We start from the raw sequence: 17157 nt of genomic DNA, 5'->3' as shown, positions 1-17157 counted from the left end.
GGTTGGGACCGGCAGGGACGAGGGTGGCGCATTAGGGTATCTCTCCCGTATCAGGAATCCGTGCAACCTGTGATTTGGATCACTAAAATAGAAGGTATGTACTATTTAGCAGCCGAAGATCGGCCCGACATGGATGCACGTCTGACGCGGCGAACAGCGTTGGGTGATGAAGTCTTGGGTGCTGTAACGGAGGCCGAGGTCGCGGGCGGTCCGGTATCGAACGACATGGTCGAGGACCGTGCTGTCTTGGGCGGCGTGGTCATGGATGGTCCGGCGGTGGATGGCGCTGGCTTGGAAGTTGCCGAAGCAGCCGTACGGCTGCAACTGATCGACCACATTCGAATGTTGGAGGAACTCAAGGGCTCCATTTGTGCTGCACAGGCCCGGGCAGCCGCCGTCTTCGACGAGTCCTCCCGTCGCAGCCAGGCTCGTGCAGGAGTGAAAGCTGATCAGCTCGGTCGGGGCGTGGCAGCCCAAATTGGGTTGGCCCGGCGCGAATCACCACATTCCGGTGCCCGGCTGCTGGGGCTGGCGCGAATCCTGAGCACTGAGATGCCGCATACCCTGCGGGCACTGAGCCGCGGAGTTATCAGTGAATGGCGCACCACAATTCTGGTGCGCGAGACCGCGTGTTTGACGCTGCCCCACCGGCAGAAGGTCGACGAACTGATCGCGGGGGACCAGGCTGCGCTGGAACAGCTGGGGGACCGGAAACTCATTGCCGCCATCAAGGCCCTGGCCTACGGATTGGATCCGCTCAGTGTGGTGAACCGAGCGGCGAAGGCAGCTTCGGATCGTTTCGTTTCCTGCCGTCCGGCGCCGGACACCATGTCGTATGTGAGTGCACTGCTGCCGGTGGCTCAGGGTGTGGGAGTGATGGCTGCCTTGACCCGGAAGGCCGATCAGGCGCGTGCCGCGGGTGATCCCCGCTCCAAGGGGCAAGTCATGGCGGACACCTTTGTTGAGCTGCTGACAGGTCAGGCCCGGGCGGAGGACCTCCGGGTGGAAGTGCAGCTGGTGATGACGGACAGGACGCTGCTGCACGGTATTTTGCCAAAGGATGAAGCGGGAACCTCCATGGCTGGCAGCAATGGGGCCGAGAGCTGTGGCGCCGGAAAGGACGAAGGCCCAGACCGGACAGCTTCCGGCGATCAGGATGGGTCCGCTGGCGTATATATTCCCGACGGTGCTGAACCTGCCCTGCTGGCCGGATACGGATTGGTTCCGGCGCAGTGGACGCGGGACCTGTTGCGCAGCAGTCACGGGACCATGGGCAGGGATAGTGACAAAACCAAGGCCGTTGACGGGGGCAATATCCAGGGTCCGGATAGTGGCAAAACCCAAGACACAGGCAGGGGAGAGCCTAAGGGGGGCCGTAGAAAGCCCCGCACAGAAGTATGGCTTCGCCGGCTCTACACAGCTCCGGACAGCGGCAGGCTCACTGCAATGGACTCCCGGGCCAGGCTGGTTCCGGAAGGATTGGCCCGGCTGATAGCGGCCCGCGACCAGATCTGCCGGACACCGTGGTGCGGAGCGCCGATTCGGCATTATGACCACGTTAAACCCTTCCGTGACGGAGGCCCCACGAGCGTCGATAACATCCAGGGGCTGTGCGAGGCCTGCAACCAGGCCAAAGAAGCACCCGGGTGGTCGGCCCGGTGTGAAGAAACGCCGGCTCCCCGCAGGGAAAGGGAACGGGCAGACGGGGATCAACGAAGTACAGACCGGCCGGGCCGGCACACCGTAGTAACGACTACGCCAACAGGCCACAGCTACCGATCCGTTGCACCGCCGCTTCCAGGCCAGCGATAGATCGCTTCCGGAGCAGCGGCTGGTAGTGGCCAGGCCGGCGGCGGATGCGGTTCATGCGACACGAGCGGGGACAGGACACGAGCCGGCAGGGGTTCGCCGGGGATTGCCTGCCTCAGCTTCACACTCTGTCCGACGGGACCGTGTGACCTAAACTGTAGCCACCGACACCCTCTTACTTTGGAGATATTGCGTGAGCTCTCAGCCGCTGAACCGTGTACCCATCCGCCGGGCCTTGATTTCGGTCTATGACAAGACCGGTCTGACGGAACTGGCTCAGGGCCTCTCCGCAGCCGGTGTCAGCATTGTCTCCACCGGCTCCACAGCCAAGCAGATTGCCGCTGCGGGCGTAGACGTCACCGAAGTTTCCGAGGTAACGGGCTTCGCTGAATGTTTGGACGGACGGGTCAAGACGCTGCACCCGCGGGTTCATGCCGGCATTCTCGCGGACCGGCGACGTGCGGATCATGTGGCCCAGCTTGAGGACATGGAGATTGAACCCTTCGACCTCGTCGTCGTGAACCTTTACCCGTTCGTTGAAACCGTAAAGTCGGGCGCCAGCCCGGACGAGGTGGTGGAGCAGATCGATATCGGCGGTCCCTCAATGGTCCGTGCCGCTGCAAAGAATCATCCTTCTGTGGCCGTGATCGTGAACCCGGCCAAGTATGCCGAGGTTGTCACCGCAGCCGCTGAAGGCGGCTTTGACCTGGAGCAGCGGCGCCGGCTTGCTGCTGAAGCCTTTGCCTCTACCGCTGCCTATGACACAGCAGTGGCGGCTTGGACGGCAGAGCAGTTCGGCGACGGAACCGAGGAAGGCACCACGTGGCCGGCCTACACCGGGCTCGCGCTGGAGCGGTCCGAGGTTTTGCGCTACGGCGAAAATCCGCATCAGGAAGCGGCGCTCTACGCCGACAAGAGTGCGCAGCCCGGGGTGGCGCAGGCAGACCAGCTGCACGGCAAGGCGATGTCCTACAACAACTATGTAGATGCCGACGCCGCCCTGCGCGCAGCCTTCGATTTCAGCGAACCGGCCGTGGCCGTCGTGAAGCATGCCAACCCGTGCGGGGTTGCAGTAGCCTCCCCGGATGCTGCCGATCCCATCGCTGATGCGCACGCCAAGGCGCACGCCTGCGATCCCGTATCGGCTTTCGGCGGAGTGATTGCGGCCAACCGGACGGTCACCGCCGGCATGGCCCAGACGGTCAAGGACATTTTTACCGAGGTGGTGATTGCCCCGGACTTCGAACCTGCAGCAGTGGAGATCCTCTCCGCAAAGAAGAACATTCGGCTGTTGACCCTGCCCGAGGGGTACGGCCGCAGCGCGGCCGAGTTCCGCCAGGTCTCAGGCGGCATGCTGGTCCAGAAATCGGACAAGATGCAGGCCGACGGCGACCAACCGGAGAACTGGACCTTGGTGTCCGGTCCCGCCGCCGACGATTCAACGCTGGCAGATCTTGCCTTCGCCTGGACAGCTGTGCGGGCGGCGAAATCCAACGCCATCCTGCTGGCCCGCAACGGTGCGTCAGTGGGCGTTGGCATGGGCCAGGTAAACCGGGTTGATTCCTGCCGGCTTGCCGTGGAACGGGCCAATACCCTGGGCGGGCCGGAAGAAGAACGTGCCCGCGGCTCAGTGGCGGCGTCGGATGCGTTCTTCCCGTTTGCCGACGGCCTGCAGATTCTGCTCGATGCCGGCGTGCGCGCCGTGGTCCAGCCCGGCGGGTCCATCCGTGACAACGAAGTTATCGAAGCGGCCAACGCGGCCGGCGTCACGATGTACTTCACCGGCGCCCGGCACTTCTTCCACTAAACGCCCCACAGGGTCCGCCGGGATGCTCTTCCGGCACCACCCAACTTCCGGGGCGGCGGGCGTAAGCAGCCGTCCCGGAGGTTAGGGAGCCTCGAGTGGGCTGTGGCATAGTTGGACTCAAATACAAGCCAAAAAGACGGGTTCCGTCATGCCGCATGACATGTTCGGTGCCCACCAACACACAAGGAGATCGTGTGGCTGAGAAAATCAAGGTTGTGGGTTCTGTCGTAGAACTCGACGGCGACGAAATGACCCGCATTATCTGGCAGTTCATCAAGGACCGCCTGATCAACCCGTACCTGGACGTAGACCTGAAGTACTACGACCTCTCCATCCAGAACCGCGATGCCACCGATGACCAGGTCACTGTTGACGCTGCCAACGCCATCAAGGAACACGGCGTGGGCGTCAAGTGCGCCACCATCACCCCGGATGAGGCCCGTGTTGAAGAATTCGGCCTGAAGAAGATGTGGGTTTCCCCGAACGGGACCATCCGCAACATCCTCGGCGGCGTGGTATTCCGCGAGCCGATCATCATCTCCAACATCCCGCGCCTGGTGCCGGGTTGGAACAAGCCGATCATCATTGGCCGCCACGCCCACGGTGACCAGTACAAGGCAACGAACTTCAAGGTTCCCGGTGCCGGTACCCTGACGCTGACCTACACGCCCAAGGACGGCGGCGAGGAAATCAAGACCGAGGTTGTCACCTACGGTGATGACGGCGGCGTCGCCATGGGTATGTACAACTTCAACGATTCCATCAAGGACTTCGCCCGCGCTTCCTTCGCCTACGGCCTGCAGCGCAACTACCCGGTGTACCTCTCCACCAAGAACACGATCCTGAAGGCCTATGACGGCCAGTTCAAGGACCTGTTCCAGGAAGTCTTCGACGCCGAGTTCAAGGACCAGTTCGAAGCAGCCGGCCTCACCTACGAGCACCGCCTGATCGATGACATGGTGGCCTCCGCGATGAAGTGGGAAGGCGGCTACGTCTGGGCCTGCAAGAATTACGACGGCGACGTCCAGTCCGACACCGTGGCACAGGGCTTCGGCTCGCTGGGCCTGATGACCTCCGTGCTGATGACCCCGGACGGCAAGACCGTTGAGGCTGAGGCTGCACACGGTACGGTCACCCGCCACTACCGCCAGCACCAGCAGGGCAAGCCCACCTCCACGAACCCGATCGCCTCGATCTTCGCGTGGACCCGTGGCCTGATGCACCGCGGCAAGCTGGACAACACCCCCGAGGTCATCAACTTCGCCGAGACCCTTGAAGACGTTGTCATCAAGACGGTCGAGTCCGGCAAGATGACCAAGGACCTCGCGGCACTGGTCGGCCCCGACCAGGCATACCTGACCACCGAGGAATTCCTCGCTGAGCTCGATGCCAACCTGAAGACCCGCCTGGGCTAATCTCCGGCTGCTTCAGCGCATACCGACGGCGGCGCCCCACGTTTACGGTGGGGCGCCGCCGTCGTCATATTAGGGACGAGCTAGATCCCGGAGCCCTGGTCTCCGCCGGAACCCATCGACCCGGATCCGGATGAACCCGATCCCATCGAGCCGGAACCCGAGGAACCTGAATCGGAGCCGGAGGAACCTGATCCCACCGAACTGCTCGAGGCTGATGAGGTCACCGATTCGGAGCTGGACTGTCCGCTGATGGTGTTCGAATCCTTGTAGGAGGACGACACCTCAATCTTGCGGGGCTTGGACCGTTCGCTGACCGGGATCAGCACACTGAGGACGCCGTTTTCATAGGTGGCGGAAATTCCTTCAATGTCGATTCCCTGGCCAAGGTTGAGCTGGCGGAGGAAGGTGCCTGATTCGCGTTCCCGGGTCAGCCATGTGACGCCGTCGGAAGCCTGGATGGTTCGCTCTGCCCGGATAGTAAGAAGCTGACCGTCCACATCCACGTCCACCGAGCCTGGATCGATGCCCGGAAGATCGGCATTCAAAATGTAGTGGTCGCCCTCGCGGTAGAGATCTATGGGCATCAGCCGCAGCCGCTGCCGGGGATCGAGAAGAGCCCCTGCCATCCGGTCGAGTTCGCGGAATGGATCAAACTTCATCGCCATAATCATCAACTCCTTTGACGCCCACCTGCTGGGCAGGCGAATCATTAATCGGAACTTCAGAAGGTCGGTAACTTGAGTCAGTTCGACTCAAGTTATGGATTTAGATTAGCAGTCACCTGATCTGACTGCCAGAACCGAGGCCGAAAATTGATGCCAAAAATGCAGAAACCAGAATCAGCGTCAGAGCCTCAATCCACCGGCCACTCGTGGACCGGGGCATTCGTGTGCATGTTTTCCCAGTACCTGCGGGTGAGTTCTACAAGTGCAGGCCTGCGTTCCATACCCTGACTCTCCAGACGGCGCAGATACGCGATCTGCCAGGAGGCCCCGTTCTGCTCGGTGCGGGCCCGCTCGCGTATGACATCCAGATAGCGGCCGATCAATTCCTGATCCACGCCCAGTTCCTCCAACCCCTCTGCTGCCTGGGGGATCAGGTGGCGGACAATCAATTCGGCCACCGGTGTCTCGCCAATGCCGGGCCAGTACACCGTCGCTTCCAGGCCGTTGCGTGCACAGGCCAGAAAGTTGTCTGCGGCGCTCTTGAAGGCCAACCGGGTCCAGAGCGGGCGCTCGGAGGTGCGCAGATGCTGGACCAGACCGTAGAAAAATGCTGCATTGGCCACCACATCCAGCACTGTGGGGCCCGCCGGGAGGACCCGGTTTTCCAGCCGCAGGTTGGGCGTGTGCTCACCGGGATCATAGATGGGCCGGTTCCAGCGGTAGACGGTGCCGTTATGAAGGCGGAGTTCCGGGAGCAAGGGGGCTCCGGCGGCCGTGGATCCGCCGCTGCTGCGGGAGAGCTCAGGAAGCAGCGCAGGAAAGTAGCGGACATTCTCTTCGAAGAGGTCGAAGATTGATGTAATCCAGCGTTCTCCGAACCACACGCGGGGCCGCACCCCCTGGTTGCGCATTTCGGGAGGCCTGGTGTCGATGGCTTGCTTGAAAAGCTCAACCCGGGTCTCATGCCACAGGATTCGTTCCATGAATACGGGCGAATTTGCAGCCAGCGCCACCTGGGGGGCGGCGATCATCTGGGCGGCGTTCCAGGCTGGTGCGAAGTCCTCCGGGCTCACCTCCAGATGCAGCTGCACTGATGTGCAGGCGGCTTCGGGGGAAATGTTCTTAGCGTAGAAGGACAGCGACTCAATGCCGCGCAGGTCCACGTGCACGTCTTCTCCGCGTGCCTGGAGTACCGAGGTGTTCAGTGCGGCATAGCGTTTGCCGGCGCTGAGCCATTCCTTGTCTTCCAAAAGGTTTGGCCGGAGGGTGGGCAGGATTCCCGCCATCAGGATATCCGTCTCCACCTCAGCCGCCCGGGAGTCTGCCCGGTTGAGCTGGAAGCGGAGGCTGTCCTCGAGATCCCGCAGGCCCGAGCCGCCGATCGCCAGCGCGGGGTGGTTCATTTCGATGTTGAAAGCACCGATTTCGGTTTGGAACGCAGGATCTGCGATCTGCTCCAGAACGGCGGCGTTGCGCAGGGCGGGAGTGAAATCCAGGTTTGTCAGGTTCAGCTCCAGCTCCAAGCCAATACTGGCAGTGTCCGCGAACTGCGCCGTTGAAAGGTAACCGGCAAACCGGTCAAGGTTTTCAAGGAGTCGCTGGCGGTACCGTGTCCGCTGCTCCCGGCTGTACGTTTTGCTGTTAACTTCGGCGCCCATCGTCTGAAGATAACCATGGGCGCCGAAGGATGTATAGCGTGTTTCGGGGGGTGAGACAGAACGTGTCTGTCTGCGCCTCCGGGACGGAGAGCCTAGGACTTCATCAGGCCCTTGAGGACATTGGAAGCGCGCTGCATCTCACCGTGCTGGGCTCCCATGACGATCACTGCTCCGGAGAAAACGGGGATGCACCACTGCAGCAGCTTCAGCTGCCGCTGAGCCGACTGCAGCTCCTTGGACGCCGTGGGATTCGGCTCGGTTGCACCGACCGCACCCTCCTCCGAATACTTTTCAACCTTCCGTCCCACCAAACCTGCGTAGAACGTCACCAGCGCGCCGACCACTGTGACGCCGGTCTTGTAAACGCTTAGGGATGCCACCCCGTCCTGTTTGGCCACGCGGCCCTTGTTTTCCCCGACAATGGCCAGGCCTGCGACGAAGTGGCCGAGGATGGCAACCGCCTGAAGCGGTGCCCATTTTTTCCAGCCCAGGCTGGAAAGCCGGGCCCGTTCCGTCGGGTCCTTTGCTTCTGCAGCGGCACCGTTGAGGCCTACCGCGCCCATCAGCGAGCCGCCGAACCAAGCTGCTGCAGTGAGGTCATGAACAGATCGAGCGAACAAATTTCCTGCCACTGGAATCTCCCTTTTAGCTGCGGACACATAGGGGGCGGCACCTCTGTCCGCAGGATCGGTGCTCGCCGTGCATGCCACCCAATCACGCCCCGGCCAACCTCCACAAGGGTGCAGCGGTTCCGCGGCGGCATGAAGCTAAGTCTACTTAGGATCAAGCTTTACGAACCCATACTAAGTGTGCTTATCATCGTGTCATCAGTAACGGTAATCCTCATCGGCAGGGTTCTGATTCTTCATCCGCAACGATTTAGGAGAGAGAGTGACGATGACAGAGAACGAGTGGCCCAGAGACGGAAGCCATGCTGCCACCCCCACCCAGGGCAGTTCAGCAGATCCCAAGGCCGCAAAGGCCGGAGCCGCCAGGGACGAGGCATCAGGTGTGGCCCGGGATGCAGCCGGGAGTGCTGCTCACGTTGCCGAAACAGCCAAGACGGAAGCAGCCGGCGTTGCCTCGGAAGCCGCAGCAAATGCCCGCGACCTGCTTGAACAGGCCCGGAGGGACCTGACGGAGCAGGCAGGAACGCAGCAGCAGAAGGTTGCGGAGGGCCTCCGATCGGTTGCCGGCGAGTTGCACTCCATGGCAGAAAATTCCGAACAGTCCGGTGTGGCCACCGATCTGGTGCGCCAGGCAGCAGAGCGTTCCTCATCTGTGGCCTCGTGGTTGGACAACCGAAACCCGGGTTCGCTCGTGGAAGAAGTCAAGGGCTTTGCCCGTCGGCGCCCCGTCGCCTTCCTGGCGATGGCGGCAGGCGCAGGTTTTCTGGCCGGCCGTCTGAACAAGGGTCTGAGCGCAGGAGTTCCCGGCCAGGCTGCGGGAACGGGCCAGGCTGCGGGAACCGGTGTGCCGGCGGCAACCGGTACAGGTGCCGCCGCGGGCGGCACCACCGTCCCGGAAACGATCTACCCTCCGGAGCCCGCCGTGCAGCCCACCTACGCAGCCGGGCCAGGGACAGTAAACCCCGGAGGAGTCTCCGAGGATCCGTTCGGCACAGAGCCCACCGTCCCGGCCGGCCGTCCTCCCGTATCCGATGACCAGCTCCCGGCGTCGGGTACCCGCGCGGCTGACCCCTTCAGCGGTGGTCGGCAGTAATGAGTACCGAAATCCCTGAACCGCCGCCCACAGCAGCTGAAAGCACGTCCCTGGGTGATCTCCTTGGCCAGGTGACGGCAGATATGTCCACCCTCATGCGCCAAGAGGTGGAGCTGGCCAAGGTTGAACTGAAGCAGTCAGCCACCCGGGCCGGCAAAGGAGCGGGCATGTTTGCCGGCGCTGCACTGGCCGGTTACTTTGTGCTCCTGTTCCTGTCCATCGCGCTGTGGCAGGCGCTCGGAAACCTGATCGGCCTAGGCTGGTCGGGACTGATTGTCGCCGTGATCTGGGGCATTGTTGCGGCCATCCTCGCTATGCGGGGACGCACGGAGATGCGAAAGATCAAGGGCATGCCGCAGACCTCGGAAACGCTGCAGGAAATACCCGGAACCCTGAAACCGAATGAGGACGCACGATGAGCGATAACCCGGACGCAATACGCGCAGATATTGAAGAGACCCGCCGCCGCCTCGGAACCAACGTGGACGCCGTGGCTGACAAGGTGACGCCGTCCCATATTGTCCAGCGCCAGACAGACAAGGTGAAGGACGCCGTTTTCGGCGTCAAGGACAGCGTCAAGGACAAAGTGATGGGAGCAGCAGACCAGATGACAGACAAAATGCACTCCGGCACCGATTCAGCCACGAGCGGCATGTCCCGTGCCGGCTCCGCTGTTAGTGATGCGCCGCAGAACCTTGCCAATAAGGCCCAGGGCAACCCGATCGCCGCGGGCCTGATTGCTTTCGGTGCAGGACTGCTGGCGGCCTCCCTGATCCCGGCCACCGATAAGGAGCGCGTTGCGGCGGACAACATCAAGACTGCTGCCGAGCCCCTCACGAACCAGGTCACCGACGCAGCCAGGGACATGGCGCAGGGGCTCAAGGAGCCCGCCCAGGAAGCGATGGAAAACGTCAAGGCAACAGCAGCTGACGCCGCCCAGAACGTCAAGCAGGAAGGCCAGTCGGCTGCTGAAGACGTGAAGGGGAGCGCAGCAGATGCCAAGGACAATGTCCGCAACGCCTGAGTAGCTTCACACTTCAAGAGCGGTCCTGCAGTTGCGGGACCGCTTTTGTCTGCCGTCCTTCCGCTAGCCGGAGCGGACCGGAGTATCACCGGCGTGCTTCAGGCCCATCTGGCGCCGGGCTTCATCAAACAGGCGCATGCTAGCCAGCGAATGTTCCCAGCTCATGGTCGGTGATTCGGGCAGCCCGGACTGGATGCACCGGGTCGCTTCGCGCAGCTCATAGGTGTATCCGTTGCCTATCTGGGGAAACCGTTCGACCCGTTGCTCTCCGCCGCGCGGCTGCACGGTCAGTTCCACCGGGTTGTGCAGGGGAGCTCCGGTGCGAAGCCACCCGTTGGTCCCGGAGATCGTGGCCGTGCGCGTGCCTTCCGAGACCAGGGAAGAGGCAAGCTGTGCGGAGGCCCCGGTGGCGTAGGTGAGCAGGAGAGCGTTCTGGGTGTCGTCACCGGCGTCGTTCAAGGTACCGACAGCGGATATGTGCAGGGGGAAACCCAGCGCGCCCAGGGCCAGCGTCAGGGGATATACGGTCAGGTCCAGCAAAGCTCCGCGGCTGGCGGTCGGATCCCACAGTCCGCCGGCGGGATAAGGCGGAGCCCGAAATCCCAGATCAGCCTGCACCCAGCGCACCTCGCCCAGTTCATCCTGGCTCAGGATGTCCCAAATGCGGTTGATGCAGGGCAGGAACCGGGTCCAGACCGCTTCCATCAGGAACAGCCCGGTGGACGACGCCAGCGCAATGAGCTCCTCGGTCTCCGAGGCATTGATGGCCAGGGATTTTTCACAGAGGACGTGCTTCCCCGCGAGCAGGGCATCCCGGGCAATCCCGTAGTGCTGGTGGGGCGGAGCAGCAATGTAGACAACGTCCACCTCCGGATCATCAATCAGGAGGCGGTAGCCCTTCACCTCTCCCACGTCGAAATAGGCCCTGGTGAACCCGAAGTGTTCCGCGAACTGCGCTGCTGACTCTTCGTTCCAGGAGCTGACCGCGTGCAGGACCGCATCCTCGAGCCGGGCAATGTCCTCGGTGACCTTGGTTGCCACATTTCCCGTGGCAACGACGCCCCACCGCAGAGTCCGACCGGTTTTTTGCACCGGGCTGGGCGCCCCCGCATAAACGCACGGGGGTGCGGGGATATGCCTGCTGCCCGGGGTGCTGTCCTCGCCGGGTCGTGGGACTGATGCTCGCGCTCGCATGATGATACCCAGCCCTCCGGGAAAGACGTCGTTGTCATTTCTGCAGCCCGTGACAACCAACGATGAATCGCAGGGGCGTGCTACGTCAGTACAACGCCCGGGGAACCTTCGGTCAAGACGGCAACCGGTTCCCCGGGTGCCCGCGGGTTCCATTGCCAGCCGGACTCAGGCGGTTTCGAGCGCCTCACGGTGTGCGGCGGCGGTGGCAAGGTACCTGACGGCGTTCTGGCGCACGCCGTCGAACTCCTCCTCGGTGAGTTCACGCCGAACCTTGGCCGGTACGCCTGCCACCAGGGAACGCGGTGGAATGACGGTTCCTTCCAACACCACAGCTCCGGCCGCCACCAGTGAACCGGCACCTACCACGGCGCCGTTCATGACAGTGGCGCTCATGCCGATCAGGCAGTCATCCTCAATGGTGCAGCCGTGGACCACGGCGCTGTGGCCAATGCTGACCCGCTCGCCCACGGCGGTGGGGAAACCGGGGTCTGCGTGCAGCACCACGTTGTCCTGCAGGTTGCTGCCGGCGCCCACCCGGATGGAGTTGGAATCTCCCCGGACGCAGACGCCGTAAAAGGCGCTGGATTCCGGAGCCATGACAACGTCGCCTATCAGCGACGCAGTAGGGGCGAGGAAAACGGACGGATCTGCCAGCGGAGTCTTGCCCCGCAGCGGGATGAGGTATGCCATTCCGCCAGCCTAGCGGCGCACCGGGCAGGATGCGTCACCGGAGCTTAGTTGAAGACGATGGTCCGCTTGCCGTCCAGCAGGACCCGGTGCTCGGCGTGCCACTGCACGGCCTTGGACAGGGTGCGGCCCTCAACATCGCTGCCCAGGGCCGCCAGCTGCGCGGCAGAACGGGAGTGGTCCACCCGGATCACTTCCTGTTCGATGATGGGTCCTTCATCCAGGTCCGAAGTGACGTAGTGGGCGGTGGCGCCGATCAGTTTCACGCCGCGCGCATGGGCCTGGTGATACGGCCGTGCGCCCTTGAAGGAGGGCAGGAAGGAATGGTGGATATTGATGGCCCGGCCGGAGAGGTCGCGGCACAGGTCGTTGCTGAGGATCTGCATGTAGCGGGCCAGCACCACCAGGTCGATATCCAGGTCCTGCATCAGGGCGCGCAGCTGGTCCTCAGCGCTGTCCTTGGTGTCCGGCGTGACGGGGATGTGGTGGAACGGTATGCCGTAGAAGGCAGCCAGTTCAGCCAGGTCCCGGTGGTTGGAGACGATGGCCGGAATCTCGACGGGCAGGGTTCCTGCCCGCTGCCGGAACAAGAGGTCGTTGAGGCAGTGTCCCGATTTGGAGACCATGATCAGGGTGCGCACCGGACTTCCGGCCGGATGCAGCTGCCATTCCATGCCGAAGTCCGCTGCCACCGGAGCGAGCGCGGCGCGCACCTCCTCGAGGCTGACGGGGGCGGTGAAGTCCACCCGCATGAAGAAGGTGCCTGTTTCCGGGCTGCCGTACTGCTGGGATTCAGTAATGTTTCCCCGGGCAGCAGCCAGGCCTCCGGACACGGCGTGGACGATGCCCGGCTGGTCCGGGCAGGACAGGGTCAGGGTGAACGCGGAAGCGGCGGGGAAATCAGTCACGCTTCCTAGGTTACCCGCCCGGGAAGCGCTCGCTTAGGCTAGGGAAATGGACGTAACCTTCATGCCCCTTTCCGATAAGGACGTTGAAGAGCTGGTCAAATTCCTGACCACCAACAGCTTCCCCTATCACCGGATTACGGCTCCGTCCGAGGAATTGGTCCGGCAGCTGATTGTTGACGGCCGCTTTGAAGCCGACGGCGTCCGCACCTACTGGGTGTTCGGGGACAACCAGCGGCTTGGGCTGGCAATCCTGGAGCGGCTTGAGAGCCACTGTCCCGTCTTTGACCTTCGGCTCGTGGAAGAGGCACGGGGCCAGGGCAGCGGTGTTCCCGTGCTGCAGGCCCTGACTTCGCTGGTCTTCAATGAGGCGCCCAAGGCGCACCGGTTTGCAGGACGGACCCGGGAAGACAACATTGCCATGCGCAAGACTTTTGTGCGGTCCGGGTTCCTGAAGGAAGCCCACTACCGGGACGACTGGCCGCTGGATGACGGAGGGTGGATTGCCTCCGTTACCTACGCCGTGCTGCGCCGCGACTGGGAGCTGGGAACCGTGACCGGGTTTTCCCGGGAGGATGTGGACCAGCCCTGAAGCGCGGCCAGGGCCGCGGCCCGCCCGGCACGGGTGGCGCCAAGGGTCGATGCGGATTCCCCGTAGCCCACCAGGAACAACTGCGGAAGCTTCACAACCCTCGGCCCGTCCATGCGGATGCCCCCGCCGGGCTCCCGCAGATGCAGGGGAGACAGATGGTCCAGGGAAGCTCGGAAGCCGGTGGCCCAGAGCACGGCGTCGGCAGCGGCGGAGCTGCCGTCCGCAAACACTGCCCCGTCGGGCGTCAGCCGGGCAAGCGGACCGCGCGACACCAGGACGCCGTCGTCGATGCCCTTTTGATACTGCGGGGTCAAAAGAATCTTGGTGGTCGAAACCACGCTGGCGGGGGGAAGCCCGGCACGGGTGCGCTCGCGGACGGCGCGTTCAACGCCGCGGCCCCATTCGGCGTCGAACGGACGGCTGGTGAACTCCGGAGGCCGCCGCGTTGACCACACGGTGCGGGCGCCGGCGCCGTGCAGCTGGAGCAGGAACTGCACCGCAGAGGTTCCGCCGCCCACCACCAGGACCCTGCGGCCGGTGAAATCGCCGGCGCTGCGGAAATCGCGCGTATGCAGCTGGATCCCGCGGAACTCCCGCTGGCCCGGATAGCTGGGCCAATAGGGCTTGTCCCAGGTGCCGGTGGCGTTGATGACCTGCCGTGCGCGCCACACTCCCCGGTCGGTGCTGATGTGAAGGCGGCCATCGGCCGCACGGGTAACCGCCAGGACGCGGACGGGCCGCTGCACGGCCAGCCCGAATTCCGCTTCGTAGGCTCCGTAATACCGCGTGACCACGGAGGATGCCGGTTCACGGGGATCCGGCGTACCCAGCTCAAAGCGCGGCAGGTCGTGGATGCCGTGTGCAGATCCGAGCGTTAATGAATCCCAGCGGTGGCGCCACGCTCCGCCGGGGCCCTCATTCGCGTCCAGCACCACAAAACCGGACCCTGCAGCCAACCCGCGGTACTGCAGATAAAAGGCAGCGCTCAGGCCGGCCTGGCCGGCACCGATCACCGCCACCTCAACGTCCCGGTTCTCCACGCTCAACTGTCCTCCGCCCGTCGGCTGCCTCGGCGAGGCAGCATCCCTGCATCTGTGTATCAACCGGCCCGCCCGGACACCTATTCCACCCGCCCGCGCCAAGTCATATTCGTCAGCGGCGGACCGCTGTCCGATAGGATGAGTACGTCGCAACTGGCGTTAGGTGGGTCACCACCAGGGAGCGGCCAAGCAGCACAGACCACGGATCGCACGCCTGGGCCGAAGGTCAAGCCTTAGTCGCCTGACCCATAAAACGCCGTCCCAGGAGATCCTTGTGAGAATATCCACCCAGCCCGTCACGGACGCGAAGTTATCCGACGTCGACCCGGAAATCGCCGCCGTCCTGAATGATGAACTTTCCCGCCAGCGCAGCACCTTGGAAATGATCGCCTCGGAGAACTTCGCCCCGCGCTCCGTCCTCGAAGCCCAGGGCTCGGTCCTGACCAACAAGTACGCCGAGGGATACCCCGGACGCCGGTACTACGGCGGCTGCGAACATGTGGATGTGGCGGAAAACCTGGCCATCGAGCGGGCCAAGGCCCTGTTCGGCGCGGAGTTCGCCAACGTCCAGCCGCACTCCGGGGCCCAGGCCAACGCAGCGGCACTCGCAGCGCTCATCAAGCCCGGGGACAAGCTGATGGGACTGAACCTGGCCCACGGCGGGCACCTGACCCACGGCATGAAGCTGAACTTCTCCGGCAAGCTCTACGAAGTGGCCGCCTACGGGGTGGACGAGCAAACCTGCCGGGTGGATATGGACAAAGTGCGGGAGCAGGCCAAAGCCGAGCGTCCGCAGGTCCTCATCGCCGGGTGGAGCGCCTATCCCCGTCACTTGGATTTCGACGCGTTCCGTTCGATTGCCGATGAAGTCGGCGCCTATCTGTGGACGGACATGGCGCACTTTGCCGGCCTCGTGGCCGCAGGCCTGCACCCCACCCCGGTGCCCGCGTCCGACGTCGTCACCTCCACGGTGCACAAGACGCTCGCCGGCCCGCGCTCAGGAATGATCCTGGCCAAGCAGGAATACGCGAAGAAGCTGAACTCCGCAGTTTTCCCGGGCCAGCAGGGCGGTCCGCTGATGCACGTCATTGCCGCCAAGGCGGTGGCGTTCCGGATCGCCGGCACGGACGAATTCCGGAAGCGGCAGGAACGGGTGCTTGAGGGCGCCCGGATTATTGCGGAGCGCCTGGGCGCACCCGATGTGGCAGGCCACGGCGTCTCGGTGCTCACCGGCGGCACCGACGTCCACCTGATCCTGGTGGACCTGCGGCATTCGGCTCTGGACGGCAAGCAGGCCGAAGACCTGCTGCATTCGGTGGGAATCACGGTGAACCGCAATTCCGTACCGTTTGATCCGCGTCCGCCTATGGTTACGTCGGGCCTGCGGATCGGGACACCGGCACTGGCCACCCGAGGCTTCGGGGCTGCAGAGTTCACCGAGGTGGGAGACATCATTGCAGCTGCGCTGAAGCCTGCCCCCGACGTTGAGGCACTGCGGGCACGGGTCACCGCGCTCGCCGAAAATATCCCGCTGTATCCCGGACAGGAAGACTGGTAACGAAGATGGAGAAGGGCAACAACATGGAAGGTTCCGTCACGGAAACCCCCGAAAATGACAGCGTCAACCTCGGCTGGGAGAAAAAAGAGAAAACTCCCTTGGGAACGCCGGTGGCCGCCCGGATCCTCGACGGGCGCAAAGCTGCCCGCGAGATCAAGGATGAACTGGCCGGGCGTGTGCAGGTACTCAAGGATGAGCACGGCATCACCCCGGGGCTGGGAACTGTGCTGGTAGGCGATGATCCCGCCAGCCACTCCTACGTGGGCGGCAAGCACAAGGACTGCGCGCAGGTGGGCATCAACTCCATCCGCCGGGACCTGCCGGCGGATATCAGCCAGGCGGACCTGGAGAAGGTCATCTATGAGCTGAACGCGGACCCGGCTACCACCGGATACATTGTGCAGCTGCCGCTGCCCGCACATCTGGACACGAACGCCATCCTGGAACGGATTGCCCCGGAAAAGGACGCCGACGGCCTGCACCCGGTGAACCTGGGCCGGCTGGTCCTGAACGTGAGCGAACCGATGACTTCGCCGCTGCCCTGTACCCCGCACGGAATTGTGCAGCTGCTGGTGCGCAACGGGATTGCCCTGACCGGCAAGAAGGTGCTCGTCGTGGGCCGCGGTGTCACCGTGGGCCGTCCGCTGGGGCTGCTGCTGACCCGCCGTCCGATCAACGCCACCGTGACCCTCGCCCACACCGGCACCGTGGACCTGTTTGAGCACCTGCGCGAGGCCGACGTTGTGGTGGCCGCTGCGGGGTTCCCGGAAATGATCAAGGCCGAGGACCTCAAGCCCGGAGCCATTGTCCTGGATGTGGGAGTCACCCGGGTCACCGACCCCGAGACCGGCAAGACCACCCTCACCGGAGACGTGGAGAAGGCAGCCGCGGACGTGGCCGCCTGGATTTCCCCCAACCCCGGGGGAGTGGGGCCCATGACACGGGCCATGCTCCTGTCCAACGTGGTGGAAGCTGCCGAGCGCACGGCAGGCATTCTCGCCTAGGGATTTACCGGCATGACGGAGGCCGGGCGGCGGGAGCAGCATCCCGCCGCCCGGCCGCAAACGTTCCCCAACAGCCC

The 17157-nt window shown here is 63.7% G+C and carries 15 protein-coding genes and 1 pseudogene; 9 read left to right on the top strand and 7 right to left on the bottom strand.

Features of this window, described 5'->3' with window-relative positions:
- The first annotated feature begins 96 nt into the window (after positions 1-96).
- The 3 genes from ACIQXM_RS02310 (at position 97) to ACIQXM_RS02300 (ending at position 5031) form a co-directional block, all read left to right on the top strand.
- Positions 97-1812 carry a DUF222 domain-containing protein gene (locus ACIQXM_RS02310; RefSeq protein ID WP_400926981.1) on the top strand — a complete coding sequence of 572 codons (1716 nt, stop codon included), beginning with the start codon at positions 97-99 and terminating at the stop codon, positions 1810-1812.
- 190 nt (positions 1813-2002) lie between these two features.
- The gene (gene purH, locus ACIQXM_RS02305) at positions 2003-3616 is read left to right on the top strand and encodes a bifunctional phosphoribosylaminoimidazolecarboxamide formyltransferase/IMP cyclohydrolase (protein ID WP_400926978.1); all 1614 of its coding nucleotides are present in this window, start codon (positions 2003-2005) and stop codon (positions 3614-3616) included.
- A gap of 155 nt (positions 3617-3771) precedes the next feature.
- Positions 3772-5031, top strand: coding sequence for an NADP-dependent isocitrate dehydrogenase (locus ACIQXM_RS02300; protein WP_400926975.1), 1260 nt, complete (start codon positions 3772-3774; stop codon positions 5029-5031).
- A gap of 272 nt (positions 5032-5303) precedes the next feature.
- Here ACIQXM_RS02300 and ACIQXM_RS02295 read toward each other — a convergent pair.
- The 3 genes and pseudogenes from ACIQXM_RS02295 to ACIQXM_RS02285 all read right to left on the bottom strand — a co-directional run.
- Positions 5304-5696 (bottom strand): annotated as a pseudogene (locus tag ACIQXM_RS02295) (Hsp20/alpha crystallin family protein); the annotation flags it as partial.
- Between the two features lie 188 nt (positions 5697-5884).
- Positions 5885-7354, bottom strand: coding sequence for a glutamate--cysteine ligase (locus tag ACIQXM_RS02290; protein ID WP_400926972.1), 1470 nt, complete (start codon positions 7352-7354; stop codon positions 5885-5887).
- A 92-nt stretch (positions 7355-7446) separates the two neighbouring features.
- Positions 7447-7986, bottom strand: a complete 540-nt coding sequence (locus tag ACIQXM_RS02285) for a hypothetical protein (protein ID WP_400926970.1) — start codon at positions 7984-7986, stop codon at positions 7447-7449.
- A gap of 265 nt (positions 7987-8251) precedes the next feature.
- Here ACIQXM_RS02285 and ACIQXM_RS02280 point away from each other — a divergent pair, with 265 nt between their 5' ends.
- The 3 genes from ACIQXM_RS02280 to ACIQXM_RS02270 are packed head-to-tail and all read left to right on the top strand — an operon-like array spanning position 8252 to position 10100.
- Positions 8252-9076 (top strand): hypothetical protein, encoded by an 825-nt coding sequence (locus tag ACIQXM_RS02280; RefSeq protein WP_400927735.1) that lies wholly within the window; start codon positions 8252-8254, stop codon positions 9074-9076.
- Positions 9076-9495: a phage holin family protein gene (locus ACIQXM_RS02275; protein WP_400926967.1), complete on the top strand. Its 420-nt coding sequence runs from the start codon at positions 9076-9078 to the stop codon at positions 9493-9495. Before ACIQXM_RS02280 ends, ACIQXM_RS02275 begins: the two co-directional genes overlap by 1 nt.
- A complete protein-coding gene (locus tag ACIQXM_RS02270) occupies positions 9492-10100 on the top strand; it encodes a DUF3618 domain-containing protein (RefSeq protein ID WP_400926964.1) in 609 nt (202 codons plus the stop codon). Before ACIQXM_RS02275 ends, ACIQXM_RS02270 begins: the two co-directional genes overlap by 4 nt.
- 63 nt (positions 10101-10163) lie before the next feature.
- Here the strand turns inward: ACIQXM_RS02270 and ACIQXM_RS02265 are convergent, their stop codons facing one another.
- From ACIQXM_RS02265 to purU, 3 genes are all read right to left on the bottom strand, one after another.
- Positions 10164-11141, bottom strand: coding sequence for a Gfo/Idh/MocA family protein (locus tag ACIQXM_RS02265; protein WP_400926961.1), 978 nt, complete (start codon positions 11139-11141; stop codon positions 10164-10166).
- Between the two features lie 318 nt (positions 11142-11459).
- Positions 11460-11984 (bottom strand): gamma carbonic anhydrase family protein, encoded by a 525-nt coding sequence (locus tag ACIQXM_RS02260; RefSeq protein ID WP_400926958.1) that lies wholly within the window; start codon positions 11982-11984, stop codon positions 11460-11462.
- 44 nt (positions 11985-12028) lie between these two features.
- Positions 12029-12889: a formyltetrahydrofolate deformylase gene (purU, locus tag ACIQXM_RS02255; protein ID WP_400926955.1), complete on the bottom strand. Its 861-nt coding sequence runs from the start codon at positions 12887-12889 to the stop codon at positions 12029-12031.
- 61 nt (positions 12890-12950) lie between these two features.
- Between purU and ACIQXM_RS02250 the strand changes: the two genes are divergently transcribed.
- Positions 12951-13478 (top strand): GNAT family N-acetyltransferase, encoded by a 528-nt coding sequence (locus tag ACIQXM_RS02250; RefSeq protein ID WP_400926952.1) that lies wholly within the window; start codon positions 12951-12953, stop codon positions 13476-13478.
- Here the strand turns inward: ACIQXM_RS02250 and ACIQXM_RS02245 are convergent.
- A complete protein-coding gene (locus ACIQXM_RS02245) occupies positions 13403-14524 on the bottom strand; it encodes an NAD(P)-binding domain-containing protein (protein WP_400926949.1) in 1122 nt (373 codons plus the stop codon). The genes ACIQXM_RS02250 and ACIQXM_RS02245 overlap by 76 nt on opposite strands.
- 268 nt (positions 14525-14792) lie before the next feature.
- Here ACIQXM_RS02245 and glyA point away from each other — a divergent pair, with 268 nt between their 5' ends.
- Together glyA and ACIQXM_RS02235 are read left to right on the top strand one after the other, a co-directional pair.
- Positions 14793-16076 carry a serine hydroxymethyltransferase gene (gene glyA / locus ACIQXM_RS02240; protein ID WP_400926946.1) on the top strand — a complete coding sequence of 428 codons (1284 nt, stop codon included), beginning with the start codon at positions 14793-14795 and terminating at the stop codon, positions 16074-16076.
- Between the two features lie 110 nt (positions 16077-16186).
- Entirely contained in the window at positions 16187-17080 is an 894-nt protein-coding gene (locus tag ACIQXM_RS02235) for a bifunctional methylenetetrahydrofolate dehydrogenase/methenyltetrahydrofolate cyclohydrolase (protein WP_400927732.1), read from the top strand.
- Positions 17081-17157: the final 77 nt, after the last annotated feature.

The organism is Arthrobacter sp. NPDC097144 (assembly GCF_044762205.1).
GTDB lineage: Bacteria > Actinomycetota > Actinomycetes > Actinomycetales > Micrococcaceae > Arthrobacter_B.
This window is presented reverse-complemented; position numbering and strand designations above follow the sequence as displayed.

Bases quoted from the DNA above. Each gene is read 5' to 3' on its own strand.
- ACIQXM_RS02300 (WP_400926975.1), top strand. From the start codon at position 3,772: ATGACATGTTCGGTGCCCACCAACACACAAGGAGATCGTGTGGCTGAG.
- ACIQXM_RS02270 (WP_400926964.1), top strand. From the start codon at position 9,492: ATGAGCGATAACCCGGACGCAATACGCGCAGATATTGAAGAGACCCGC.
- ACIQXM_RS02310 (WP_400926981.1), top strand. From the start codon at position 97: ATGTACTATTTAGCAGCCGAAGATCGGCCCGACATGGATGCACGTCTG.
- ACIQXM_RS02260 (WP_400926958.1), bottom strand. From the start codon at position 11,984: ATGGCATACCTCATCCCGCTGCGGGGCAAGACTCCGCTGGCAGATCCG.
- ACIQXM_RS02275 (WP_400926967.1), top strand. From the start codon at position 9,076: ATGAGTACCGAAATCCCTGAACCGCCGCCCACAGCAGCTGAAAGCACG.
- ACIQXM_RS02250 (WP_400926952.1), top strand. From the start codon at position 12,951: ATGCCCCTTTCCGATAAGGACGTTGAAGAGCTGGTCAAATTCCTGACC.
- ACIQXM_RS02280 (WP_400927735.1), top strand. From the start codon at position 8,252: ATGACAGAGAACGAGTGGCCCAGAGACGGAAGCCATGCTGCCACCCCC.
- ACIQXM_RS02290 (WP_400926972.1), bottom strand. From the start codon at position 7,354: ATGGGCGCCGAAGTTAACAGCAAAACGTACAGCCGGGAGCAGCGGACA.